This window comes from Aquimarina sp., assembly GCF_977115655.1.
This window is the reverse complement of the sequence record NZ_CDSBKO010000002.1, coordinates 34,366-58,897: the sequence shown is the minus strand read 5'-3', so window position 1 is coordinate 58,897 and position 24,532 is coordinate 34,366. Positions and strand designations below refer to the sequence as shown.

Below are 24,532 nucleotides of genomic sequence, written 5' to 3'. Positions count from 1 at the left end.
TTATGAGCATTAAAAGAACATTTATACCAGGGGATGAGTGGTTGTATTATAAGATATATTGTGGGGCAAGAACATCAGATACAATTCTTACAGAATCCATTAAACCTGTTACAGAGGAGTTGTTGAAAAAAAAATGGATAGATTCCTGGTTTTTTATACGATATGCAGATCCTGATTTTCATATTAGAATACGATTGCATTTGCAAGATGTAAAACATATAGGAGATATTATTCTTAAAATAAATAAAGCATTACAAAAGTATGTAGAACAACATATAATATATAAAATACAAACAGATACTTATATAAGGGAGCTTGAGCGTTATGGCAATAATACTATGGTGGTCTCTGAAGAATTGTTTTTTTATGATAGTTTAATGCTTTTGGATGGGATAGTGAGTATTGAAGATGAAGAACTGTATTTTTTGTTTGTAGTAAAAGCCATAGATAGTTTATTGAATAGCTTTGGGTATAACAACAAACAAAAATTAGATTTGGCAAGTCAAAATGGCATGGGATTTAAAAAAGAATTTAATGCAGATAAGTTATTAAACAAGCAATTGGATAAAAAGTACAGAGGTTTAAAAAATAAGGTTACCTCATTTTTAGAAAGAGATTATACTCAGGAAGATTATTCTGTATTAGATCAGATAATAGACCGTAAAGTTAAAAAATCGGTATCTGCAATTCAAAACATTAGGGACAAGCATCAAAAAAAGGAATTAGAAATATCTTTGGATGACCTTTTAAGTAGTTATATACACATGTTGGTAAATCGTGCATTTAGATCCAGGCAGCGTTTTTATGAACTGGTTTGTTATGATTTTTTATCCCGATATCAAAAAACGCAGGTAAGTTATTTGGCATCTTCCTGACTTTCTGTTTTTTGAATAAAATGTGTTGTAGCATAAAACAGGGTTAAAAGATATAACACTTAACAGGCACACTTTTTTTGTGTGATAGTAAAAACAAAAAAACCCAACTCTTGAAAAGGGTTGGGTTTTTTGCTATTTTATCAATTCACCATTTTTATCGTGAAAATGATATTCTAAATACGTGTAAGCGTCTCTAGGTACAATCTTTACCCATCTTTTATGGTTTATAAGCCATTTGGATCGGGTGGATGGAAATCCTTTTGTTAAAAAAGCTGCAATAAAAGGATGTGCGCTCAGCGTTATCTTTTTATGATCTTTTTTAATTAATTTTTCTAATTCGACCTTTATTTTATCTACTAAAACGATAGGCGCCTCAACTTCGCCATTCATACCGTTTGGATCATCCTCACGGGTTTTGATATTCATTTCAGGTCTCACTCGTTGCCGTGTAATTTGAATCAAGCCAAATTTACTTGGCGGTAAAATTTTATGCTTTGCTCTATCGTCTTTCATTTCTTCTCGCAACTGATTGAAAAGAGTTCTACGGTTGTCAGCATTGTTCATGTCTATAAAATCGACTACTATAATACCTCCCATATCCCTAAGACGAAGCTGTCTGGCTACTTCAGCAGCACTAATAAGGTTAACTTCCAGAGCAGTATCTTCTTGATTTTTGGCTTTATTAGATCGGTTACCGCTATTTACATCGATTACGTGCATAGCTTCAGTATGCTCAATAACCAAATAAGCGCCCTTACTCATAGATACCGTCTTGCCAAAACTCGTTTTGATTTGCCTCTCTATACCATGTTTTTCAAAAATTGGCACTTTTGGATTATGAAGTTTCACAATGGATTCTTTTTTTGGAGCAATTTCTTGCAGATACTCTTTGATTCTGTTGTACAGATCTTCATCGTCTACAACAATAGAAGTAAAGGAGTCGTTAAAAACATCTCTTAAGATTGAAGATGTTCTGTTCATTTCGCCTAATACTTTTGATGGATGATGGGCTTTGTACAATTTTTTACACATACTCTCCCATCGTCCCATAAGATTTTGTAAATCTTTGTCTAGTTCTGCTACTTTTTTGCCTTCTGCTACGGTACGCACAATAATCCCAAAACCTTTAGGTTTGATACTTTTTACAAGCCTTTTTAAACGCTCTTTTTCTTCGGTAGATTCTATTTTTTGTGAAATAGAAATCCTGCCAGAAAAGGGAACCAAGACTATATATCTGCCGGCAATCGAAAGCTCTGAACTAATTCGTGGCCCTTTGGTAGATATGGGTTCTTTTACTATTTGTACTAGTAGCGATTGATTTGATTTTAACACATTGGTAATTGTACCGTGTTTATCAATATCGTTCTCTACAGGAAAATCCTTAAGAGAATAATTTTTTAATTTACCTGTGCTTACACGTTTAATGAATTTAAGTAAAGAAGATATTTGAGGACCTAAGTCATGGTAATGCAAAAAAGCATCTTTTTCATAACCAACATTTACAAATGCGGCATTTAGACCAGGGACAGCTTTGCGGATTTTGGCAATAAATATATCGCCTACAGCAAAATTACTGTCGTCTTCTTCTTTATGTAATTCAACTAGTTTTCCATCCTTTAATAAGGCAAAATCCGTAGAGGAACCTGACCTAATGATCAATTCGTTGTTCACTCTGATTAGATTTTTATCCCGATAATAACCGGAATGGATTAAACAATTTTTTCACAGGAATTTTTTACAATTCCGTAGAAACAAACTATACATACCTATATAGATATCATATTTTATTTCGATTTCAAAGAACTTAACTTCTTAAATAAAAAAAGTAGTTAGAAACTACTTTTTCTTGTGGCGGTTTGCTCTTCTTCTCTTTTTACGCTTATGCGTAGCCACCTTATGTCTTTTACGTTTTTTACCACTTGGCATAGTGTATACTTTTTATTTATTATTATTTATTTAACTTCTACGTTGGTTTTTACACCCTCAACAAAAACTTTTGCGGGTTTAAACGCTGGTATGTTGTGTGCAGGGATTTTAATCGTGGTGTTTTTTGAAATATTACGACCTGTTTTTTCTGCTCTTGTTTTTATTATAAAACTACCAAATCCTCTAAGGTATACATTATCTCCACTTTCTAGTGAGCTTTTTACCTCTTCCATAAAGGTTTCAACTGTTGCCTGAACATCACCTTTTTCTATTCCTAATTTTTCTGAAATTTTTGCTACAATATCTGCTTTAGTCATTATACTACCTATTAAGGGGTTTTTAAATTTTCAAGGGGGCAAATATAAGAATTTAAAATCCAAAATATCAATACTTAAGATGATATTTTAATCTTTAAACGTTTAATTTTACAAATCTTATATTTTTACTATGATTTTTTCTAAAAAACTCATTACGTGGTACTTACAAAACAAAAGATCCATGCCATGGAGAGAAACCAATAACCCGTATCATATTTGGCTTAGCGAAATCATACTTCAACAAACAAAAGTTGCGCAAGGATTACCTTATTATAGGTCATTTATTGAGGCTTTTCCAACGGTGTCTGATCTGGCAAAAGCAAGTGAGCAGGAAGTGTTGAAATTATGGCAAGGATTAGGGTATTATTCTAGGGCCAGAAACCTGCATATAACAGCAAAACATGTGGCGTATGATTTGAATGGTATCTTTCCTGTTGCCTATAAAGATCTTTTATTGTTAAAAGGAGTTGGGGATTACACTGCTAGTGCAATAGCGTCTATATGTTATAAGGAAGCAGTTCCTGTTGTTGATGGAAACGTTTATAGGGTTTTGTCTCGGTATTTTGATATCGATACACCTATTAACAACGCCAGTGGGGCCAGGCAATTTAAACAACTGGCAATTGAGCTAATGGATCATGAGGATCCGGCAAACTATAATCAGGCAATTATGGAGTTTGGTGCATTACAGTGCAAACCAAAAAAACCGGATTGTAATATATGCCCGCTGTGTGATAGTTGTGAAGCTTTAAAAAATCAAAATGTAGATGCGTTGCCCGTTAAATTGAAAACAACCAAAGTTAAAAAGAGATATTTTAATTATCTGGTTTTTTCTGCAAAAGACAATCAAACCATTATTAGCCAAAGAGTAGATAGCGGGATATGGAAAGGATTGTACGAGTTTCCATTAATAGAGAGTGGTACTATTAATAAGGACACTATTGTAAAGCATCCGGTTTTTGAGCAAATAGTGGGGGATGGAAAATATGAGGTCATACCATATTATAACGAGCCAATAGTTCATAAACTATCCCATCAGCATTTATATACTTGGTTTTATATTATTAACATAGATACGCCATTGAAAATCAATGAAGCACAAAAAAAAATTAAAATAACAGATATACACCAATATCCTGTTCCTGTTTTACTGAGTAATTTTATAAATGTTTTTTTTAAATAACACAAATACAGCAAAACGTTTGAAACATAAGTTAAGGTAGGTGTTTGTGTGTCTGGAATATCATTTTTTTTACTACATTTACTATTGAAGAAAAGTTATTATAGGGCATTTAAGAAAATAACAAGTGTGTAATTAGCGTTATTCAGTGTGGTTTGTTTTTCTTTGTAGTCTTAAACCCTAATCAATTATAAATTAAAAATGTCTGGAACATTAAATAAGGTAATGCTTATAGGGCATACAGGAGATGAAGTAAAGATGCATTATTTTGAAGGAGGTAATTGTATTGGCAGGTTTCCACTTGCAACCAATGACTCGTATGTGAACAAAAGTACCGGAGAAAGAGTAACTACTACAGAGTGGCATAACATTGTAGTTAGAAATAAAGCTGCAGAAATCTGCGAAAAATACCTTAACAAAGGAGATAAAATTTATATTGAAGGACGTCTTAAAACCAGAAAATGGCAAGATGAACAAGGAAAAGACAGATATAGTACAGAAATACAATGTACAGATTTTACTTTTCTTACTCCTAAGAACGAGAGCCCATCCTCTGATCTTGCATCACAGAATGTTTCTCACATAAATACGACAAATACTCCTGCAGATAACTCGCAGGCTATTTCGTCTAATTCAACAGATGTAGAAGATGATGATCTTCCATTTTAAATAAGTTTAACTAAACAAAAATAATTTGGACCCTGATCCTGAACCGTTAGTTATTTTACTATACACTTTTGATATGGCGCAAGCTATTAATGTATTGGCGTTGATAGCGTTACTTATTTTTTCGGCTTTAATATCCGGTAGCGAAGTAGCATTGTTTTCGCTAACTCCTACCGATCTCAAAGAAGAAGACGCCGCTTCTAAAAACCTAAAAATTGTATCAAAATTATTAGATAGGCCAAAAAAATTATTAGCTACAATATTAGTCGCAAATAACTTTATTAATATTGCGATAATACTACTCTTTGATACTCTGGGTGAAATCTATTTTAGTAATTTGGATTACACATGGTTTGGGTGGATTAATGTAAGATTTGTAGTAGAAGTTGGCGTAGTTGCCTTTTTGATTTTGTTGTTTGGCGAAATTTTGCCCAAAATATATGCAAGTCGTAACAGGGTAAAATTTGCTAAGTTTATTGCACGCCCGTTAGGAGTTTTGGATTGGGTTATTTCTCCGATTAGCCTGCCAATGCGAAGCATAACCATTACAATTCATAATAAATTAGGAAAACAAAAATCTAATTTAAGTGTAGATCAGCTATCACAAGCGTTAGAATTAACATCGGATAAAGATACCACAGACGAAGAAAAAAAAATATTAGAAGGGATTGTATCTTTTGGAAACACAGATACCAAACAGGTTATGCGACCTCGTATGGATATTTTTGCTCTAAACAGTGTAGCAGCATATAAAGAAATTCTTTCTGAAATTATTGAAAATGGATATTCTCGTATACCTGTTTATGAGGATAGTATTGATAAGGTTATCGGTATTTTGTACGTAAAAGATCTTTTGCCTTATGTAAACGAACTTTCTTTTAACTGGATATCTTTGTTAAGAGAGCCCTATTTTGTGCCAGAAAACAAAAAATTGGATGATTTGCTCAATGATTTTAAAATTAAAAAAAATCATCTGGCAATAGTTGTAGATGAATATGGGGGGACCAGCGGTTTGATTTCGTTAGAAGATATTATCGAAGAGATAGTAGGGGATATTAGCGATGAGTTTGATGACGAAGATTTAGTGTTTTCTAAATTAGATGATCAAAATTATGTTTTTGAAGGCAGAACGGCGTTAAAAGATTTTTATAAAGTGTTGAAGCTGGAGAACAACAATATTTTTGAAAATAACAAAGGAGACGCAGAAACTATAGCAGGATTATTGCTCGAAATATCAGGAAGTTTTCCTAAAAGAGGAGAGATGATAACTCTAGGCAGGTATGTGTTTAAGGTAGAATCCTTGGATAATAAACGAATAAAACAAGTGAAATTGACTATTAATGATAATGAAGGGAGTTAGACTTTTTTTTGGAGTTTTTGTGTTACTATTATTTTCCTGTGGGGGAGAGGTGATTCCTAAACCAGAAGGAATGCTTAGGCTTAGTTATCCGGTTCCTAAATATAAAGAAGTGTCGTCTCCGTGCCATTATACTTTTGAAAAAAATGAATATTCAGAATTAGAAAAAGCAAAAAAAAATAAAAAGTGCTGGTATAATCTGGAATATAAAAAGTGGAAAGCTACTATGTATATTTCTTATTTTGAAATTAACAACAATTTGGATTCTTTGCTTAGAGATGCTCAAAATCTAACACATGAGCATGTAATTAAGGCAGACGGAATTTTGCAAGAGCCATATATAGATGTAGATAATAAAGTGTATGGTATGTTTTATGAAGTGTCTGGTGATGCAGCCTCTCAATCTCAGTTTTATATAACAGACAGTATCAACCATTTTATAGTAGGCTCTGTATATTTTAAAGTAAAACCAAACTATGATTCTGTACTTCCTGCTGCCAATTATCTTCGTAATGATATGAAACATATTATGGAAACCCTTCGATGGAAATAATATTGACTTAATCCCTCATTGAGGGTCTGATTCCCCATGAAATTACTCTGAGGTTATTGATTAAATATTTTTTAAAATAAGAGCTGTGCATTTATAATTTTATCACTTTTGTAGCTTACTTAAAAAAAATGCAAAATATAAAACTTAAATGGCTGTATCTGATCATACTGTCTGTTGTTTGGGGTAGTTCGTTTATTCTTATCAAAAAATCACTTATAGGCCTGACCCCAATGCAATTAGGGGCGTTAAGAACCTTGTTTGCAGCATTGTTTTTGTTTTTGATTGGTTTTAAAAGCTTAAAAACCATACAGGCATCAGACTGGAAATGGGTCGCAATATCTGCATTTACAGGATCATTTATTCCAGCTTTTTTATTTGCTTTTGCCGAAACAGAAATAGATAGCGGGATAGTATCAATACTTAATTCTACTACTCCTTTGATGGCTTTAATCCTGGGGATATCGGTTTTTTCTGTTCGGTTTAATAAAAATCAATTTATAGGGGTAATTGTAGGTTTGATAGGTTGTCTTGCGTTGATTTTGGAAGGAGCATCTGTAAATCCTGATCAAAATTATTGGTATGCTTTTTTAGTGCTTTGTGCTTCATGTTGTTATGCTATAAATGTAAATATAATAAAAAGATATATGCAACACATTTCTCCAATAGCCATAGCTAATGGAAATTTTATTATATTAATTATTCCAGCGTTAATAGTATTGGGTTTTTCAGGTTTCTTTAAAATAGAAACAATCACAAACCCCAAAACACAAACCAGTTTAATATACATATCTGTTCTTGCAGTAGTGGGCACAGCGATAGCAAAAGTGTTATTTAATAAATTAGTGCAAATAAGTACACCGGTCTTTGCAAGTTCTGTAACGTATATGATACCTGTAATAGCTTTGTTATGGGGGGTAATGGATAATGAGCAGTTTAGTTTTTATCAAGTACTGGCATCAGGAATCATTGTTTTTGGGGTTTATTTGGCAAACCGGAATAGATGATTTATCTTTCTGTAAAACAGTAAATTAACAAGTATTTAAAGGGTGTAAGATTTTAAATTTCTTATCTTTATAAAGGAATCTAAAAGAAAAAGGATATGAAAAAATCAGTTATCCCCGTTAAATATGGAGCCTTGATTGCTGTTGGGCTTATAGTTTATTTTTTAATTCTTTCTTTGACAGAAGTACATACCAATCCTGTTTATAGTATAGGCAATGGTATTATCGTTGCTTTAGGGTTATATAAAGCTATGAAAGATTACAAGCATGAAAAAGGTAAAAATTTTGAATTTCAAAAAGGTTTTATGGCAGGTCTTTTTACTGGTTTTAACGCTACTATTATATTTACTGTTTTTTTTGCCGTATATGTTACCAATATAAATACTAATTTTTTGCCAGAAATGCTAGCAAACTGGAGCTCTCACCATCATGCAGGAGTTGGTATCGTAGTATTTGTAGCAGCAATTATGGGTTTTGCAACAACCTTTGTTTTAACCTTATCCTTTATGCAGTTATTTAAAGAAAGCTGGAATCTTAAAAAAAAATACAAATCACGTCCTATAGAGGTGTAAAATATTTGCCATTTAATTAATTAACAGTATATTTGCACCCGCTTGTTAAAAACAGGCAAGTTCTTTTATAGTAAAAAAATAATTAATTAAACGTTACGCTATGTACGCAATTGTAGAGATAGCAGGGCAGCAATTTAAGGTTGCAAAAGACCAAAAAGTATTTGTTCATCGTTTGCCAGGAGAAGAAGGAGACGCAGTTTCTTTCGACAAAGTTCTTCTTGCAGCAGATGGAGATAATATTACTTTAGGCGCCCCAGCTATAGATGGAGCTCAGGTAGGAGCAAAAATCACAAGACACCTTAAAGGTGATAAAGTTATTGTTTTCAAGAAAAAGAGACGTAAAGGATACCGTGTAAAAAATGGTCACCGTCAAGCTCTTACTGAAATCGTTATCGAAAGTATAGTAACTTCTGGAGCAAAGAAAACAGAAACAAAAAAAGCAGAACCAAAAGCTAAAACTGCGACCCCTAAAAAAGCTGCAGCTACAGCAGATGATCTTAAAAAGATAGAAGGGATTGGACCTAAAATTGCAGAAACTTTAAATGCTAATGGTATTGTTACTTTTGCAGATTTAGCAAAAGCTGATCCTGAAAAAATCGCTGAGTTCATCGCAGACGTTCGTGGAAATCACGTACCAGACACATGGCCAACACAAGCACAATTAGCTGCAGATGGTAAGTGGGATGAGCTTAAAGAATTACAAGATAAATTAGACGGCGGGATCAAAAAATAATCCGGCTAATATTAACAATATAAAACCGAAAGAAAATGGCTCATAAAAAAGGAGTTGGTAGTTCGAAAAACGGTAGAGAATCAGAATCGAAACGTCTTGGCGTAAAGATATTTGGTGGACAAGCTGCCGTAGCTGGTAACATCATTGTAAGGCAAAGAGGTACAGCACACAGACCAGGTGAAAATGTATATGCTGGTAAAGATCATACCCTACATGCAAAAGTAGATGGTTTGGTAAAATTTACTAAAAAGAAAGACAATAAATCCTATGTTTCTATAGTTCCTTTTGAGGCATAGAACATGTTTCCTTTGTTATCAAAAAAGCCCTTTCTCTATAGAAAAGGGCTTTTTTTATACATATAGTTTTTCTCGCTTCTCTTGTTTACAAGATTATAAGATTAGAGAGATATCGATTAAAAGCAGATACCTTGATTTTTATTTCAGTTCTAAAATGTTCTTGTTTGTGTTTAAATATATATATATTTATCATCAAATTTAAAAATCTACAAATGAAAAATAAATGCTTACTCTTATTATTCTTGGTTACTATTAATATATTTTCTCAAGACCCAAAACTGTCAAATGACTTTACAGTAGAGGTGGGCGAAGAGTATGAGGAAACAGATGGTGAAATAAAAGTGTTTTACAAACACAAAAACTATATAGTAACAATAAATAGTCAAAAATCTGATTTGATTGTCCAAAAACTTGATCCAAAAACCCTAAAAGAACTTAAAAGAGTAGATTTAAAAAAATTTATGAAGAGTAAAGGAGGGAATAAAGAAATAATACAGATAGGAGATAAAGCTGTGTTTTTCTATGAAGCTTGGGATAGAAGTAAACAAATAGAATCATTAATGGCAGTTAATATTTCTTTAGAAGATTTAACGGTAGGAGATCCATATACTTTTCTTAGCCAGCAAGGAAAAATAGTTATAGTTAGGCATAAGCTTTCTAGTTCAAAACCATTAATAATGATGCAAGCTTTTGGAGGGAAATATTTCTTTAAAAAATCATTTGATAATAAAAAATTATTAGTAACATATAGGTTAAAACCTGAATTTAGAGATGATTCTAAAAGTTTTGATCGAATTGCAATACATGTTTTTGATTCGGATTTGAAGTTAGAATGGAATGAAGTCGTAGAAATGCCATATACAGAGAAAAAAATGAATAATGGGGATTATACTATTGACAGAGAAGGTAATTTTTATATGTTGGCAACGGTATATGAAGATGATAGTACAGATGAAAAGAAGAAAAATAAAGAAGAGGCTAATTATCATTTAGAACTTTTTAAAATAAAAAAGAATACCAAAAGCATTATTAAAAATAAAATAGAAATAGGAGATAAATTTATAGATGAAGCATCTCTTTATGAAAATGCAAAAGGTGATATTGTAATAGCTGGAACCTGTAAAAATCCTGATAAAGGAACAGCAAGGCTGTTGTTCTCTTCAAATAAAAAAGGGCAAGCTACAGGTATTTTTACAATTAAATTAGACAAAGATGGGGCTGTCAGTAATTTTAAAAACTATGATTTTTCTGTCGAAATGTTAAATAAATATTCTAGCAAGGGAGAAAAGCGTAATATCAAGAAAGGAGAAGAAAATTTAGATAAAAAACCGCCTTTTAATCAATTAAAAATTAATTCTATTGAATTAAATAAAGATGGTAGTTTTTTAATTTTAGGAGAACAACGGTATATATTGCAAAAAAGAGATTTAGGAGAAGGATTTCCTAAAAGGAATGAAGTTTTTAATGAAGATGCTTTTATGATGTCACTGAGTGGTTTGTCTTTCCATTTTAGAGATATTTTGGTCGCTAAAATAAATGCAGATGGATCGTTGGCATGGATGCATAAGTTGCCTAAAAGACAAAAAGGAGTAAATCGAAAAAGATCTATGTCGTATACCCATATGTTTGCAGGGGATCATCATTATTTGTTGTATTTGGATAATGTAAAAAACTTAAACCTGCCAGAAGATAAGGTTCCATATCAACATACAGATGGTAAAGGAGGGTATTTTACTGCTTATATTATTAATGATAAAACGGGGGAAGTTAAAAAAGAAGCGATATTTAATACCCGCGATATAAAAGGAAAAGAATTAGAGCATTTTGAAACTGAAAAAATCCTACCCCTTTCAGATTCAGAAATTTTAATTGAAGGATTTAATGGAAGAAGTAAAGATTTTCTTATAAAAGTTACTACTAAGCAATAAGTATAAGTAAAAGAAATTTTAATAATACCAAGTTCAAAATTAAATTGTATAAGAAACCTCTTATTGTATAGATAAGAGGTTTCTTGTTTACTAAAAGGGAAGTGGAAATGGTTTAAATTTAACCACAACAACGATCTCTTTAATATCTATAGTATTCTGGTTTAAAAGGTCCTTCAACAGTAACTCCAATATATTCAGCTTGTTCCGGGCGTAATGTTTCTAATTCTACCCCAAGACGTTCTAAGTGTAATTTTGCTACTTTTTCATCCAGATGCTTTGGTAACATATACACTTCATTTTTATAGTTTTCAGAATTTTTCCAAAGCTCAATTTGCGCCAGTGTTTGATTTGTAAACGAGTTGCTCATTACAAAACTAGGGTGTCCTGTTGCGCAACCAAGATTTACCAAACGTCCTTCAGCAAGGATAATAATATCTTTTCCATCAATAGTATATTTATCTACTTGTGGTTTGATTTCATCTTTTGTATTTCCGTAATTGCTATTTAACCACGCCATATCTATTTCATTATCAAAATGACCGATATTACATACGATAGCTTTGTCTTTTAGAGCTCTAAAATGGTGTCCTTGTACAATATCTTTGTTCCCGGTTGTAGTAATTACCACATCTGCGTTTCCGATCACAGTTTCTAATTTTTTCACTTCAAAACCATCCATAGCAGCTTGTAGTGCACATATAGGATCAATTTCGGTAACGGTCACAATAGAGCCTGCTCCTTTAAAAGATGCAGCAGTACCTTTGCCTACATCTCCATATCCGCAAACTACTACACGTTTACCAGCAAGCATAGTATCTGTAGCACGACGAATAGCATCTACAGCACTCTCACGACATCCATACTTATTATCAAATTTTGATTTGGTTACAGAATCATTTACATTGATGGCTGGCATTGGTAATGTTCCTTTTTTCATTCTTTCGTATAAACGATGAACCCCGGTTGTAGTTTCTTCAGATAAACCTTTAATATCACCTACTAATTCCGGATATCTGTCTAATACCATATTAGTAAGATCCCCACCATCATCCAAAATCATGTTTAAAGGTTTTCTGTCCTCTCCAAAAAACAAAGTTTGTTCAATACACCAATCAAACTCTTCTTCATTCATACCTTTCCATGCATACACAGGTATTCCGGCATCAGCAATTGCAGCAGCAGCTTGATCTTGGGTAGAAAATATATTACAAGAACTCCAGGTTACCTCGGCACCAAGAGCAATTAATGTTTCAATTAATACAGCTGTTTGTATGGTCATGTGCAAACATCCGGCAATACGAGCGCCCTTAAGAGGCTGTTCGTTTTTATATTCTTCGCGAAGAGACATAAGCCCGGGCATTTCTGCTTCTGCCAATTCTATTTCTTTTCTTCCCCAGGCAGCCAATGAGATGTCTTTTACTTTGTAAGGAATATAAGGTGCTGTTTTGGTACTCATAGTTTTTATTTTATGTTTATAAAATGCATTTTGGTATTTTGCACAAAATTGTTCTAAATTCGTTTTTTTTGAAAAACGGAATAGAATTCCTCTTTTTCAGTGTGCAAAGGTACATAATAACTTTAAGAATATAAATGCCTCTTTATAAAACTATAACAGTAGATCAAAGTACTAATGTGTTGATTTGGAAGATCGAAGAGCCTTACGAGGTTCTTTGTGAAGGGATAGAATTAACACAAAATTGTCAAAACAGAGTCGATAATATGAAATCAGAAATGCATCGCAGAGGCTTTATGAGCGTGAGGCATTTGCTTGCAGTTGCAGGATATACAGATCATGATTTGTACTATGATGAATTTGGAAAGCCACACCTTAAAGATGGTAAGCAAATATCAATTACACATTCTTATGAATTTGCAGGGATTGTTATTAGTGACAAACCAGTAGGTATTGACATAGAAAAGCAAAGAGAAAAAATTGAAAAAATATCTCATAAATTTGTAAACGATTTTGAAAGTGACCACATACCAAAAAATGGATTAGAAAAGATTAGAGCCCTGACTATAATTTGGGGAGCCAAAGAATCCCTTTATAAGTTATATGCAGCTTCAGGATTAAGTTTTGAACAACATATATACATATCCCCTTTTGATCTGGAACATCCGTTTATTTATGGCGCAATCAATTATGATGATAAAATTAACCATTACGATATGTCTTTTTTAGAATTTGAAGGATTTACATGTGTTTATGCATTGCCCGCAATAATAATATAGCCATATAAAAGATTATTAATGGAAAATAGTTTTTGAGTATGCCGGGTTTAAATGCAGATTCAGGTCTGTACATAGCCAAAAAATAGTTGCTTACCTTCGTGTTTATAAAATAATCAACGTCAATAATAAAAAAATGCAAATATCGATAGATCTCACCCTTACCCCGCTTCAGGAGGATTATGAAGAACATATAATTCGTTTTATAAAAAGATTGCGCTTATCAGAATTTACAATTTTAGAAAACCCGTTAAGCACCCAGATTTATGGTGAGTATGATAAAGTAATGCCTTTTTTAACAGAAGAAATTAAAAAAGCTTTTGGGGATATGGAACACGTTTTAGTATATATAAAAATGGTAAAAAGCAATAGAAGCAGTTATGAACCCCATTTTTGATTTTTTTTTCGGTCAGTATTCAGAATATTCTGATCTTCATATAACCCTGGAAATTATTGCCGCATTTTTTGGTTTGTTAAGCGTTCTGTTTGCCTGGTTTAATAAGATTTGGGTATATCCAACAGGTATTGTTAGTACTGCAATTTATGTTTATTTGTTGTTGCAATGGTCGTTATTGGGAGATATGATGATTAATGCATACTATTTTATAATGAGTATTTATGGTTGGTATATCTGGACTTTAAAAATAGATGACACCCATGTAACCCCTATTTCCAGAACAACAATTGAAGAAAAAAATATAGCTATAATAATTTTTGTTATGACTTTGCTTTTTGTGTTTGGGGTTTATGTAGTTTTTGATAAATGGAAAGACTGGACTGCTTATGTAGATACCATAACTACAGCTATATTTTTTGTAGGTATGTGGTTAATGGCCAAAAGAAAAATCGAGAACTGGATATTTTGGGTTATAGGAGATATTATTTCTGTGCCATTATATTTTTATAAAGGGTTTACATTAACGAGTTTTCAATATTTATTATTTACCATTATTGCAATTTTTGGATACCTTTCATGGAAGAAAACCTTAGACAAGAGCCTGGTAGTTGCATAAGGGTAGTTTTATTTGGGCCAGAGTGCACAGGAAAAACTACTTTATCAAAGCAGTTGGCAAAACACTACAATACACAGTACGTTCCGGAGTACATGCGAGAATATTTGCAAAAAAAATGGGATGAAACCAAAACAGTTTGTGAGTATAAGGATATGCTTACTATTGCAATGGGACAAATCCAATTAGAGAACAAACTTGCTAAAAAAGCCAATAAAATAATTTTTTGTGACACAAATCTTTTAGAACTAAAAGTGTATTCAGAAGCATATTATGATGGATTAGTTCCAAAAATTTTAAAGAAAATTTCATTAGAAAATGTTTACGATTTATATCTTTTGACTTATATTGACACCCCATGGATACCAGATGATCTAAGAGATAAACCCCAAGAACGAGAAGAGATGTTTTTAAGATTTAAAGAATGTCTGGAAAAATATAATCTTCCGTATGTCGTCATAAAAGGAGATAAAACATCTCGTTTTGAAAGTGCATTGACAATTATAAGCCAATTAATAAAGAATAAAAGTGAATATAACAGATAAGGATGTCAAGTTAATTAAATCAAAAGGATTAACAGTTGATAAAGTGCTCTCACAAATAGAAACATTTAAAAATGGGATTCCGTTTGTAACATTAAGGAGTCCTGCTACTTTGGATAATGGGATTCTTAAATTTTCTGAACACTATCAATCAGAACTTATTAAATTATATAATTCGAGATTATCAGATCTGGAAACCATAAAATTTGTTCCGGCATCGGGTGCTGCAACAAGAATGTTTAAAGATTTATTTCGGTTTTTGGATAATTATGATTACGAAAAAGAAAGCCTTAATTCATACACAAATCATGAAAAAGCAAATGCAATACGTCTTTTTTTAATAGGGCTAGAAAAATTCCCTTTTTATGATATTGTCATGGAAAAGGTGAAAAGTGTGTACCCAAAATTTGAATCTTTATCTGAAGGAAGACAACTATATATATTTGTCGAAATGATGCTAAAAGAAAAAGGGTTAAATTATGGAATTTTTCCCAAAGGGTTATTCCCTTTTCATAAATATACCGATAGCACAGCAACGTCTTTTGAAGAGCATTTGTATGAAGCTGCGGGGTATAATACCAATGATAAAGGAGAATCTAAACTACATTTTACAATTTCTAAAGAGCACCTCGAAGCTTTTAAAGACGAATTTGAAAGAATCAAGAAAAAAGTAGAAGAAAAAACAAATACAAAATTTGATATTACATATTCATTTCAAAAGCCAGAAACAGATACCATTGCAGTAACAGAAGATAATGAACCATTTAGGGATGAAGATGGATCTTTGGTATTCAGACCCGGAGGTCATGGAGCATTGATCGAAAATTTAGATGACTTGGATGCTGATATTATTTACATTAAAAATATAGATAATGTGGTAGTTAGAAAATACCAGGATGAAGTCTCGGGATATAAAAAAATATTAGCAGGTAAGCTAATAGAAATTCAGGACGAAGTATTTAGAATATTAACTTCAATCGATAAAAAAAACCCATCAGAACCAGAAATGAAAGATATTAAGAGGTTTTTGGTACAACAATTAAATGTAACATTACCTTTGGATTTTGATAAATTTGCCGATAAATATAAACTTCAATTTTTGCGAAAATCCCTGTATCGTCCTATTCGTGTATGTGGAATGGTAATTAACGAGGGGGAACCCGGTGGTGGACCGTTCTGGATCAAACGTGAAAATGGACGATCTGTTTTGCAAATCATAGAAACCCCTCAAATTGACAAAACAAACTACAGACAAGAGGAAATCCTTAAAAGTGCCACCCATTTTAATCCGGTAGATCTGGTCTGTGGAGTTAGAAACTATAAAGGAAATAAATTTAATTTATTAGACTTTGTGGATCCCGAAGCAGGGTTTATTACTAATAAAACAATGAATGGTAAGGTTTTAAAAGCTCTAGAGCTTCCCGGATTGTGGAATGGGGCAATGTCTAATTGGATTAGTGTGTTTATCGAAGTCCCTTTAACTACCTTTAACCCGGTAAAAACAGTAAATGATTTACTGAAATCAGCACATCAGGTAACACTTTTTTCATGAATACCGCTGTTGTTATAAACGAATTAAAATTTAAGGCTGTTCGAAGCTCAGGAGCAGGTGGACAACATGTTAATAAAGTATCTTCAAAAATAGAACTTACGTTTGATATTACCACATCTTTAGGATTAACAGAGGATGAAAAGCTTCGATTATATCAAAAACTGTCCTCCAGAATAACAAATTCAGGAGTTCTACTGGTACAATGCAGTGACAGCAGAAGTCAACACAAAAATAAAGAACTAGCAATTAAAAGATTTTTGGATGTCCTTAAAACTAATCTCTGTATTCCCAAAAAAAGAAAATCTGCTAAACCATCCAAAACAGCTATTCAAAAGCGATTAGATAATAAGAAAAAGCATGCTTTAAAGAAAATGAATAGAAGAAATCCTTTTGAATGAAATGATTAATCGCTTAAAAATGTGTAATATTTCTACATTATTAATGGGTATTCTACATTTTTTACTATTTTTTTTCAAAAAATACTACTTTTTAATTAATTGATAATCAGGATATTATATTATTTAAAAATAAATTCTTGTCTTTGGAACAATTATTACTATTTACTTTACTGTAGAAATAAGTTTACCAATAACCCAATGAAAAAGGTACCAATGATAATAGGAATTATAATAAGCATTTTTTCGGCTCAGGGTGTTCTAGGTCAAGACGAATTAGCATCCCTTGGCGACAATTATGAATATTGGGATTATGATCATGAGCTACAAGAATATACAGAGATAAATATTGTAGAGTTGCCGTTGCCTGTTCAAGAAGCAGCAGCAAAAGATTATGAAGAACTAAGGATTGTAAAAGCTTATATGTCAAAAGATAATACGTATAAGATTGTTCTGCAAGATAAAAACGAAAACACAAAAGTTGTATTTGCAAGCGCTAATGGCAAATGGATAAAGCCAAACGACAATAAATCTTAAATCTAGGGGTAGAAAAAGGATATCGTTTTGCAACCAAGGACGATATAAAGTTGTTTAGTGCTAAAAAAGAGGCTCAATCCCAAGGGTCTCTTTTTTTATGTTTTTATTCTAATTAAGTGTTTTAAATTGTAATTTTATACAATAGCTTTTTTTCAGATAATAAATAATAAAAATATGTCTAAGATACTTATCGTAGAGGATGATGTTGCCTTTTGTACAATGCTCAAAACTTTTTTACAAAAAAAAGATTATGAAGTTTCTACGGCATTTTCGGGTAATGAAGCTATCCCAAAAATAAAACAAGAGGTATTTGATATTGTACTTACAGATGTAAGATTACCAGATAATGACGGTATTACTTTGTTGAACGAAATTTTAGTAAATAATCCGGATACTCAGGTAATTATTATGACGGGTTATGCCGAGATAGATATGGCAGTTAATGCTATTAAACAAGGGGCTTTTGATTATGTTTCCAAACCTTTTAACCCGGATAAAATTCTGGATACCATAGAAAAAGCATTATGCATTACAAATTCTTCAAGCAAAATAAATAACGAAAAAACAGTACATGTTTCTCCTGTAAAAATGCTAAAAAAAAATAGCGACTCTTTTGTAAGAGGAGTTAGCGACGCTTCTAAAAAACTAAACGAGTATGTGGCATTGGTAGCCCCTACCCGTATGTCGGTATTAGTAATAGGAGATAGTGGTACAGGTAAAGAATATGTGGCAAGTAGTATTCATAAAGCAAGCAAAAGAGCAGATAAACCTTTTGTAGCTGTAGATTGTGGAGCAATACCTAAAGAAATAGCATCCAGTGAATTTTTTGGGCATATAAAAGGATCTTTTACTGGTGCGGTAAATGATAAAGTAGGTCATTTTGAAGCAGCAAATGGAGGAACGTTATTTTTGGACGAGATAGGTAACTTAAATTATGAACTACAAGTTCAATTATTAAGGGCATTACAAGAGCGTAAAATTAAACCAGTAGGAAGCAATAAAGAAATAGAAGTAGATATAAGAGTAATCGTTGCTACCAATGAAGACCTAACCAATGCAGTAAAAGAAGGCGAATTTAGAGAGGATTTATATCATAGGCTTAATGAGTTTTCTATAAAGGTACCACCATTAAAAGACAGGATCGAAGATCTCATGCTTTTTGCCAATCATTTTCTTGAAGAATCAAATACAGAACTAGAAAAACATGTTGTTGGTTTTACAGACGAAGTATTAGAAGCATTCAAAAAATATACCTGGCCGGGTAATTTAAGAGAATTAAAAAATATAGTGAAACGATCTGTTCTTCTTTCTCAAAATGATATGGTCATATTGGATGTTTTACCAAACGATATAGCTTATGCATCTCATAACACGAAGCAAACGTATGGGCTATTTAAAAATCAAAATGAACAAGAATTAATCCTGGACGCATTAGAAAAAGCAAACGGAAACAAAGCAAAAGCAGCCAGAATGCTTTCTATAGATCGTAAAACACTATATAACAAACTGAAACAATACGATATTAGTCTTTAAGTTTCTACTTTTAATTTTTTGATTAATTTTTCTATTTCTATAACCCCTTTTTTTGTTAAGAAAAGCACAGTGTTTTTGTCTAAGTTGTAAGAGTCGGGGTGTTCTAGCTTTTCTAAAATAGGGATAACCTCTTTAGCTTTTATCTGCTTAAACATAGGAAGCATTTTATGCGCAATTTTTTTGATAGCATCTATGTCTTTTTTTCTGGCCTTTAATTTTAGTTCTTTAATATTATTAACAGTACTTTCATAAAAAGTATCTAAAATGGTATTTAAAGAATCAGAATCCCCATGTGCAAAAAGCATTAAATCACTAAGAGAATATACAGCATTAGATAAATCACTATCACTCGTATTGTTTTCATTACCAGCCAGATCAACGTTAAGTAATCGGGCAATAAGATCAATTAAATCTTTTGGGGCATAAGGTTTTTGTAAACTAGCTGTAAATCCGGCTTTTTGGTACTCTAAAAAAGAAACATCTGTTCTGCCGGATAATGCAACGACAGGTATATTGGATATATGAGTATTGCTTTTTATAGATTTCAACAGCTCAAAACCATCCATTTTGGGCATTTGGATATCTGTAAGTACCAAATCATAAGTTTTGATCTGTAATAAGGATACTGCCTCTAAGCCATTTTTGCAAATATCATACGTTAACCCCGCCAATGAGGCTACCTCGCTTGTTAATGATAATTGACTTGGATCATCATCTACAATCAGAACCTTTTTATTGATAAAACTTTGGATTTTCAAGCTTTCGGGTTCCTCATCAGTAATTAATATACCAGATAATTTGATTGGTATATAAAAAGCAAATTCACTACCTTCTTTTGGAATGCTGTTTAGTTCGATACGTCCGTTTAAAAGTTGAATTATTTTTTTGGTAATGGCAAGCCCCAGACCAAAACCCCCATACTTTTTTTCGGTATTATCATCTCCTTGAGAAAACTCTTCAAAAATAAATTGTTGCTGTTTTTTGGTAATTCCTATTCCGGTATCTTTTACAGAGACTACCAGTTGCTTTTCTAATAAACCGTTTTCAATAATTTTACTATCTATAGTAATAGATCCTTTATCGGTAAATTTATATGCATTATTTACCAAATTGGTTAGCACCTGCTTTATTCTAAAAGGGTCCCCCAAATATTGTTTTTTTAACGAATCTTGAATTACAATTCTTATATCAAGATTTTTTTTGTCATTTATAGGTATAACGCTGGATATAGTATTTTCTATTAACTTTTTTGGACAAAACGGAAGCTCTTCAATTACCATCCTGCCTGCTTCTAGTTTTGATAAATCCAGAAGATCATTTACTAAATGCAGAATATAATCTGATGATTTTTTAAGGTGGTCTAAATAATGTTTTTGCTTATTGTTTAGCTCTGTTCTTTCTAGTAAATCAGAATACCCAATAACTGTATTTAAGGGAGAACGCAAATCATGGGTAACAGTGTTGATCAAAGACTCTCGTGTTTTTAAAAGAGATTCTGTATACGTTTTTTCGGCTTCCAGTTCGTTACGGTACTTTTGGCTTTTAGAAATATCTTTGGTAATCAAAAAAAGAAACAAAATAGCGATTAATAAACTAATGGACGCAATTATTAAAATAATATTAGAAGTATTGTCCAGAATACGACTAGAAGCTTCAAGCCGGGCCAAATATTGTTTCCTTTCATTGTGATCGATAGCAGCAAGTAAATCTCTTAGTTGTTTTGTTATAATTTGATCGTTTGAAAGAAGATTGTCTTCTTTCAAAGATATTTCCCGCTTATACTTTTTATCTTTTTGTTCCAGATCCGCAAGTACTTGCCTTACCGAGGTTGCCAATGAGTCTACAGTTTGATTTGTCAACCTCTTTGCATTATCCTTTTTGGTATACTCCAGTATACTAATTAGGGCTCTTTTGGTACGGGGATCATATTTTTTAAATCGTATATCATAATCTGTATAGCCATCAAAACTTTTATTTACTTTTTTGAGCTCATCAATAGCAGTTTCATAAAGACCTTTTTGTTTTCGTTGCTCATAAATTTTGATAAGCTCTTCAAGGTTTTTGTTTTTACTATCAATAAGATACTTGATACTATCCAGTTTTTGAGTTTGTAAGGTATCATCAGATATTTTAGAAACTTCATTTATAGTAATAAGTATAGTATCTATTTTTGCCTTGTATCTTTCAAATTTAAAAACATCCGAAGTTTGTATAATATTGCGTGTCAGACTTTCAGCTTCATATAATCCGGTTATAGCCTCTCCAACCAAAAAAAGTTTTTGGTTGTTCTCATTTTTGATCTCAGTAATTTGAGTATAGTTGCTTATTTGCTGATAAATAACCCAAAAAGCAGTAACGGCTAGCAAACCGGCAAGAAAGTAGCCTGCAATGATTTTAAAAGTAACCGATCTTTTTGTATTCTTCATGGTCCAGTTTTGCTTAGCTTCAATAACTTAAAAAACTAAAAAGCATTGTTTTTTGTATCCAATAAATTTTAAATATATATATCCCAAACACGAAATTACTTTTTTATTTTACCAGATGATGCATCTTTTGTGTAGTTTTAATCCATTATCAAGAGTTTTAACCCCTCATTGAGGGTTTGATTCCCAACGGCTAGCCCCAAAAACAAAATACATTTTCAGAAAAATACTTTGTGAGCTCGCTCTGGGCTTGTCGATTAATTTTATTATAATAAAGTTACAATAAATAGGTAAAAGAGAGTATTTTTGCGCAGAAATCTCAAAGGGGTGCTGAAATCCTAGGACGAAGCTGAGATCATACCCAATGAACCTGGGCAGGTAATGCTGCCAAGGGACAGCTAAGTTATATTTTTATAACTTATAGCATGGTATAGAAAAGTTTTTTGCTTTCTGAATATATTTTTAAATCCATTTAATATAGAATAATAACCCCTTTTATTCGTGATCAATTTTTACGAATGAAAAATGTACTATTATCTATTACACTTTTAGTATTGAGTTTCGGAGTTATAGCTCAGGAAAAATCAACAGATTCTATCCAGCCTAAAATCGAAAGACTAGAAGAAGTTCTCGTTAAATCTGTTCGGGTAGATGCAGATTCACCAATTACACACTCTAATATTTCTAAAAAAGAATTAGCTACACGTAATCTGGGACAAGATATCCCAGTTTTATTAAATTATTTACCAGGAGTGGTCACCACTACAGATGCAGGAACAGGAGTTGGATATACCTATATCAGAGTAAGAGGTAGTGACGCGTCAAGAGTAAATGTTACCTTAAACGGAATACCTTTTAACGATGCCGAAAGCCAGGGTACATTTTGGGTTAACCTTCCTGATTTTGCATCTTCTGTACAGAATCTTCAGTTGCAGCGGGGAGTAGGTACTTCTACCAATGGCTCAGGAGCATTTGGAGCCAGTCTAAATTTGCTTACAGATGCCGTTTCAAAAACTGCTAATACAGAAATAGCAAATACTATTGGCTCTTTTGGAACCAGAAAACACAATGTAAAGTTTAGTACCGGATTGCTTAATCAAAACATCGAAATAGCAGGTCGGTTATCGGCAATAGCCTCAGACGGGTATGTAGACAGAGCATCCTCAGACCTGAAATCTTATTTTTTACAGGGGTCGTACGTTACGGATAATACATTAATTAAGGCAATAACATTTGGCGGGCATGAAATAACATATCAATCCTGGAACGGTATTGATAAAACAACTTTAGAGTCGGACAGAACATTTAATTCGGCAGGGCAATATACAGATGATAATGGAAATACCCGTTTTTATGATAATGAAGTAGATGATTATAAACAAGATCACTATCAATTACACTGGAATCAAAAATATAATAACAACTGGTCAACAAATTTAGGGTTAAACTATACCTATGGTCGGGGATTCTTTGAGCAGTATAAAGAAGATGAAGATTTTGCCGATTATGATTTTAAACCTCTTGTAACCGCAATAGATATCATTAATACAACAGATTTAGTGCGTCGTAGATGGTTGGATAATGATTTTTATGTCATAAATGCTAGTGCCAACTATAAAAACGAGACTATGGATATCGATTTTGGAGGGTTTTATAGCCGCTATGACGGAGATCATTTTGGAGAAGTAATATGGGCACAAAACGCTGGGGGATCAGAACTTAGGGATCGTTATTATTCCGGAAACGGAAAAAAAGATGAGTTCACTGTTTTTGCAAAAAGCACCTACAGGATTAATGAACAATGGAGTGCTTTTCTTGATCTGCAAGGGCGATTTATATCCTATAAAACTACTGGGGATACCTCAGATAGAGCACTCCTTGAAGTAGATGAAAACTATGATTTTTTCAACCCAAAAGTAGGAACAACTTATCAGATAAATACTTCTAATCAATTATATTTATCTTACGCAAAAGCAAGTAGAGAGCCAAGAAGAAGTGATTTTGAAAACGGTATTAATACTGCAGAAAGATTGAATGACATAGAATTAGGGTGGAGATTTTCTAAGAACAAAGCTATTGTTAATGCCAATCTCTATTATATGTGGTATAAAGATCAATTAGTACTAACAGGAGCCCTAGATGATGTAGGAGCGCCAATACGAGCTACTAGTGGAGAAAGTTATCGTTTAGGACTCGAAATCGATGCAGATATCACGTTAACAGATAAATTTATAGTAAAACCTAATATTGCTATTAGCACCAATAAGAATAGAGATTTTGTAACCTCCAGAGATGGTAGCTTGGTCAATCTGGGAGATACAAATATTTCATATTCGCCAAATATTGTAGCTGGTAATATGTTAATCTACCAGCCTGTAAAAAACTTGCAACTAGGATTGCTTTCTAAATATGTAGGAGAGCAATACATGGGCAATATAGATAGTGAAACTTCGAAGTTAGATAGTTTTTTTATAAATGATTTTAATATAGTATATGAAATTAAAGAGATACCAGTTTTTAAATCTATAGTACTAACTGGCTTGGTTAATAATATTTTTGATGTAGAATATGTGTCTAATGGTTACTTTTTTACATACGATGATGATTTTACAACTCCCGGAACCATTACCACTGTAGAAGGTGCAGGGTATTATCCACAGGCAGGAATTAATTTTCTGGTAGGAGCAACATTAAAATTTTAAATACAAAAAGGAGGTTAAAGTTAATTTCAACCTCCTTTTTGTATAAGTTTTTATTACTTTTATAACATAAACTTTAGGGGTGATCTTAACTTTGGTTAGGTCTGAGAAATACCCTTTGAACCTGATGCGGTTAGTACCGACGAAGGGAAAAGTTAATATCCTATAATCTGTATGGGGTATTTCTTCTTCAAAACAGGTAATTACT

General features: G+C 32.4%; 23 protein-coding genes and 1 riboswitch. Of the genes, 19 read left to right on the top strand and 4 right to left on the bottom strand.

What is annotated here, in order from left to right; translation table 11 throughout:
• The first annotated feature begins 2 nt into the window (after nucleotides 1-2).
• Nucleotides 3-875: a thiopeptide-type bacteriocin biosynthesis protein gene (locus ACZIYX_RS01670; protein ID WP_462680452.1), complete on the top strand. Its 873-nt coding sequence runs from the start codon at nucleotides 3-5 to the stop codon at nucleotides 873-875.
• Nucleotides 876-1,007: 132 nt separating this feature from the next.
• On the opposite strand, the gene ACZIYX_RS01665 is transcribed toward ACZIYX_RS01670, so the two are convergent.
• Complete coding sequence (locus tag ACZIYX_RS01665; RefSeq protein ID WP_462680451.1) at nucleotides 1,008-2,546, bottom strand: Rne/Rng family ribonuclease; 1,539 nt, start codon at nucleotides 2,544-2,546, stop codon at nucleotides 1,008-1,010.
• A 281-nt stretch (nucleotides 2,547-2,827) separates the two neighbouring features.
• Complete coding sequence (locus ACZIYX_RS01660) at nucleotides 2,828-3,118, bottom strand: HU family DNA-binding protein (protein WP_024768281.1); 291 nt, start codon at nucleotides 3,116-3,118, stop codon at nucleotides 2,828-2,830.
• A 130-nt stretch (nucleotides 3,119-3,248) separates the two neighbouring features.
• On the opposite strand from ACZIYX_RS01660, the gene mutY reads away from it, so the two are divergent.
• From mutY to ACZIYX_RS01615, 9 genes are all read left to right on the top strand, one after another.
• Nucleotides 3,249-4,301, top strand: a complete 1,053-nt coding sequence (mutY, locus tag ACZIYX_RS01655; RefSeq protein WP_462680450.1) for an A/G-specific adenine glycosylase — start codon at nucleotides 3,249-3,251, stop codon at nucleotides 4,299-4,301.
• A gap of 198 nt (nucleotides 4,302-4,499) precedes the next feature.
• Nucleotides 4,500-4,967 carry a single-stranded DNA-binding protein gene (locus ACZIYX_RS01650; RefSeq protein ID WP_462680449.1) on the top strand — a complete coding sequence of 156 codons (468 nt, stop codon included), beginning with the start codon at nucleotides 4,500-4,502 and terminating at the stop codon, nucleotides 4,965-4,967.
• 25 nt (nucleotides 4,968-4,992) lie between these two features.
• Nucleotides 4,993-6,324 carry a gliding motility-associated protein GldE gene (locus tag ACZIYX_RS01645; RefSeq protein ID WP_462680448.1) on the top strand — a complete coding sequence of 444 codons (1,332 nt, stop codon included), beginning with the start codon at nucleotides 4,993-4,995 and terminating at the stop codon, nucleotides 6,322-6,324.
• Nucleotides 6,305-6,874 carry a gliding motility lipoprotein GldD gene (gene gldD, locus ACZIYX_RS01640; RefSeq protein WP_462680447.1) on the top strand — a complete coding sequence of 190 codons (570 nt, stop codon included), beginning with the start codon at nucleotides 6,305-6,307 and terminating at the stop codon, nucleotides 6,872-6,874. Before ACZIYX_RS01645 ends, gldD begins: the two co-directional genes overlap by 20 nt.
• A 128-nt stretch (nucleotides 6,875-7,002) precedes the next feature.
• Nucleotides 7,003-7,878 carry a DMT family transporter gene (locus tag ACZIYX_RS01635; protein ID WP_462680446.1) on the top strand — a complete coding sequence of 292 codons (876 nt, stop codon included), beginning with the start codon at nucleotides 7,003-7,005 and terminating at the stop codon, nucleotides 7,876-7,878.
• Between the two features lie 95 nt (nucleotides 7,879-7,973).
• Nucleotides 7,974-8,447 carry a DUF4199 domain-containing protein gene (locus tag ACZIYX_RS01630; RefSeq protein WP_462680445.1) on the top strand — a complete coding sequence of 158 codons (474 nt, stop codon included), beginning with the start codon at nucleotides 7,974-7,976 and terminating at the stop codon, nucleotides 8,445-8,447.
• 100 nt (nucleotides 8,448-8,547) lie between these two features.
• A complete protein-coding gene (gene rplU / locus ACZIYX_RS01625) occupies nucleotides 8,548-9,180 on the top strand; it encodes a 50S ribosomal protein L21 (protein WP_462680444.1) in 633 nt (210 codons plus the stop codon).
• A gap of 35 nt (nucleotides 9,181-9,215) precedes the next feature.
• Nucleotides 9,216-9,476 (top strand): 50S ribosomal protein L27, encoded by a 261-nt coding sequence (gene rpmA / locus ACZIYX_RS01620; protein WP_462680443.1) that lies wholly within the window; start codon nucleotides 9,216-9,218, stop codon nucleotides 9,474-9,476.
• Between the two features lie 212 nt (nucleotides 9,477-9,688).
• The gene (locus tag ACZIYX_RS01615) at nucleotides 9,689-11,404 is read left to right on the top strand and encodes a hypothetical protein (protein WP_462680442.1); all 1,716 of its coding nucleotides are present in this window, start codon (nucleotides 9,689-9,691) and stop codon (nucleotides 11,402-11,404) included.
• A 139-nt stretch (nucleotides 11,405-11,543) separates the two neighbouring features.
• Here ACZIYX_RS01615 and ahcY read toward each other — a convergent pair whose 3' ends face one another.
• A complete protein-coding gene (gene ahcY / locus ACZIYX_RS01610; protein ID WP_462680441.1) occupies nucleotides 11,544-12,860 on the bottom strand; it encodes an adenosylhomocysteinase in 1,317 nt (438 codons plus the stop codon).
• A 134-nt stretch (nucleotides 12,861-12,994) separates the two neighbouring features.
• Here ahcY and ACZIYX_RS01605 point away from each other — a divergent pair, with 134 nt between their 5' ends.
• The 8 genes from ACZIYX_RS01605 (at nucleotide 12,995) to ACZIYX_RS01570 (ending at nucleotide 19,202) form a co-directional block, all read left to right on the top strand.
• On the top strand, nucleotides 12,995-13,636 hold the full coding sequence (locus ACZIYX_RS01605; RefSeq protein WP_462680440.1) for a 4'-phosphopantetheinyl transferase family protein: 642 nt from the start codon (nucleotides 12,995-12,997) through the stop codon (nucleotides 13,634-13,636).
• A gap of 133 nt (nucleotides 13,637-13,769) precedes the next feature.
• Nucleotides 13,770-14,030 carry a hypothetical protein gene (locus ACZIYX_RS01600; RefSeq protein ID WP_462680439.1) on the top strand — a complete coding sequence of 87 codons (261 nt, stop codon included), beginning with the start codon at nucleotides 13,770-13,772 and terminating at the stop codon, nucleotides 14,028-14,030.
• Nucleotides 14,014-14,646 carry a nicotinamide riboside transporter PnuC gene (gene pnuC, locus ACZIYX_RS01595; RefSeq protein ID WP_462680438.1) on the top strand — a complete coding sequence of 211 codons (633 nt, stop codon included), beginning with the start codon at nucleotides 14,014-14,016 and terminating at the stop codon, nucleotides 14,644-14,646. Before ACZIYX_RS01600 ends, pnuC begins: the two co-directional genes overlap by 17 nt.
• The gene (locus ACZIYX_RS01590; RefSeq protein ID WP_462680437.1) at nucleotides 14,607-15,188 is read left to right on the top strand and encodes an AAA family ATPase; all 582 of its coding nucleotides are present in this window, start codon (nucleotides 14,607-14,609) and stop codon (nucleotides 15,186-15,188) included. Before pnuC ends, ACZIYX_RS01590 begins: the two co-directional genes overlap by 40 nt.
• The gene (locus tag ACZIYX_RS01585; RefSeq protein ID WP_462680436.1) at nucleotides 15,172-16,737 is read left to right on the top strand and encodes a DUF4301 family protein; all 1,566 of its coding nucleotides are present in this window, start codon (nucleotides 15,172-15,174) and stop codon (nucleotides 16,735-16,737) included. The genes ACZIYX_RS01590 and ACZIYX_RS01585 overlap by 17 nt, the downstream gene beginning before the upstream one ends.
• Nucleotides 16,734-17,135: an alternative ribosome rescue aminoacyl-tRNA hydrolase ArfB gene (gene arfB, locus ACZIYX_RS01580; RefSeq protein WP_462680435.1), complete on the top strand. Its 402-nt coding sequence runs from the start codon at nucleotides 16,734-16,736 to the stop codon at nucleotides 17,133-17,135. The genes ACZIYX_RS01585 and arfB overlap by 4 nt, the downstream gene beginning before the upstream one ends.
• Before the next feature lie 198 nt (nucleotides 17,136-17,333).
• The gene (locus ACZIYX_RS01575) at nucleotides 17,334-17,669 is read left to right on the top strand and encodes a hypothetical protein (RefSeq protein ID WP_462680434.1); all 336 of its coding nucleotides are present in this window, start codon (nucleotides 17,334-17,336) and stop codon (nucleotides 17,667-17,669) included.
• A gap of 174 nt (nucleotides 17,670-17,843) precedes the next feature.
• Nucleotides 17,844-19,202, top strand: coding sequence for a sigma-54-dependent transcriptional regulator (locus tag ACZIYX_RS01570; protein ID WP_462680433.1), 1,359 nt, complete (start codon nucleotides 17,844-17,846; stop codon nucleotides 19,200-19,202).
• On the opposite strand, the gene ACZIYX_RS01565 is transcribed toward ACZIYX_RS01570, so the two are convergent.
• Complete coding sequence (locus ACZIYX_RS01565) at nucleotides 19,199-21,628, bottom strand: ATP-binding protein (RefSeq protein ID WP_462680432.1); 2,430 nt, start codon at nucleotides 21,626-21,628, stop codon at nucleotides 19,199-19,201. The genes ACZIYX_RS01570 and ACZIYX_RS01565 overlap by 4 nt on opposite strands.
• A 515-nt stretch (nucleotides 21,629-22,143) precedes the next feature.
• Here ACZIYX_RS01565 and ACZIYX_RS01560 point away from each other — a divergent pair.
• Nucleotides 22,144-24,327 (top strand): TonB-dependent receptor, encoded by a 2,184-nt coding sequence (locus ACZIYX_RS01560; RefSeq protein ID WP_462680431.1) that lies wholly within the window; start codon nucleotides 22,144-22,146, stop codon nucleotides 24,325-24,327.
• Between the two features lie 65 nt (nucleotides 24,328-24,392).
• Nucleotides 24,393-24,492, top strand: a riboswitch (TPP riboswitch).
• The last annotated feature ends 40 nt before the right edge of the window (nucleotides 24,493-24,532 follow it).

Coding starts and splice junctions, on each gene's coding strand:
- ACZIYX_RS01670 (WP_462680452.1), top strand. CDS start 3: ATGAGCATTAAAAGAACATTTATACCAGGGGATGAGTGGTTGTATTAT.
- ACZIYX_RS01660 (WP_024768281.1), bottom strand. CDS start 3,118: ATGACTAAAGCAGATATTGTAGCAAAAATTTCAGAAAAATTAGGAATA.
- mutY (WP_462680450.1), top strand. CDS start 3,249: ATGATTTTTTCTAAAAAACTCATTACGTGGTACTTACAAAACAAAAGA.
- ACZIYX_RS01650 (WP_462680449.1), top strand. CDS start 4,500: ATGTCTGGAACATTAAATAAGGTAATGCTTATAGGGCATACAGGAGAT.
- gldD (WP_462680447.1), top strand. CDS start 6,305: ATGATAATGAAGGGAGTTAGACTTTTTTTTGGAGTTTTTGTGTTACTA.
- ACZIYX_RS01635 (WP_462680446.1), top strand. CDS start 7,003: ATGCAAAATATAAAACTTAAATGGCTGTATCTGATCATACTGTCTGTT.
- ACZIYX_RS01630 (WP_462680445.1), top strand. CDS start 7,974: ATGAAAAAATCAGTTATCCCCGTTAAATATGGAGCCTTGATTGCTGTT.
- rplU (WP_462680444.1), top strand. CDS start 8,548: ATGTACGCAATTGTAGAGATAGCAGGGCAGCAATTTAAGGTTGCAAAA.
- rpmA (WP_462680443.1), top strand. CDS start 9,216: ATGGCTCATAAAAAAGGAGTTGGTAGTTCGAAAAACGGTAGAGAATCA.
- ACZIYX_RS01615 (WP_462680442.1), top strand. CDS start 9,689: ATGAAAAATAAATGCTTACTCTTATTATTCTTGGTTACTATTAATATA.
- ahcY (WP_462680441.1), bottom strand. CDS start 12,860: ATGAGTACCAAAACAGCACCTTATATTCCTTACAAAGTAAAAGACATC.
- ACZIYX_RS01605 (WP_462680440.1), top strand. CDS start 12,995: ATGCCTCTTTATAAAACTATAACAGTAGATCAAAGTACTAATGTGTTG.
- ACZIYX_RS01600 (WP_462680439.1), top strand. CDS start 13,770: ATGCAAATATCGATAGATCTCACCCTTACCCCGCTTCAGGAGGATTAT.
- pnuC (WP_462680438.1), top strand. CDS start 14,014: ATGAACCCCATTTTTGATTTTTTTTTCGGTCAGTATTCAGAATATTCT.
- ACZIYX_RS01590 (WP_462680437.1), top strand. CDS start 14,607: ATGGAAGAAAACCTTAGACAAGAGCCTGGTAGTTGCATAAGGGTAGTT.
- arfB (WP_462680435.1), top strand. CDS start 16,734: ATGAATACCGCTGTTGTTATAAACGAATTAAAATTTAAGGCTGTTCGA.
- ACZIYX_RS01575 (WP_462680434.1), top strand. CDS start 17,334: ATGAAAAAGGTACCAATGATAATAGGAATTATAATAAGCATTTTTTCG.
- ACZIYX_RS01570 (WP_462680433.1), top strand. CDS start 17,844: ATGTCTAAGATACTTATCGTAGAGGATGATGTTGCCTTTTGTACAATG.
- ACZIYX_RS01565 (WP_462680432.1), bottom strand. CDS start 21,628: ATGAAGAATACAAAAAGATCGGTTACTTTTAAAATCATTGCAGGCTAC.
- ACZIYX_RS01560 (WP_462680431.1), top strand. CDS start 22,144: ATGAAAAATGTACTATTATCTATTACACTTTTAGTATTGAGTTTCGGA.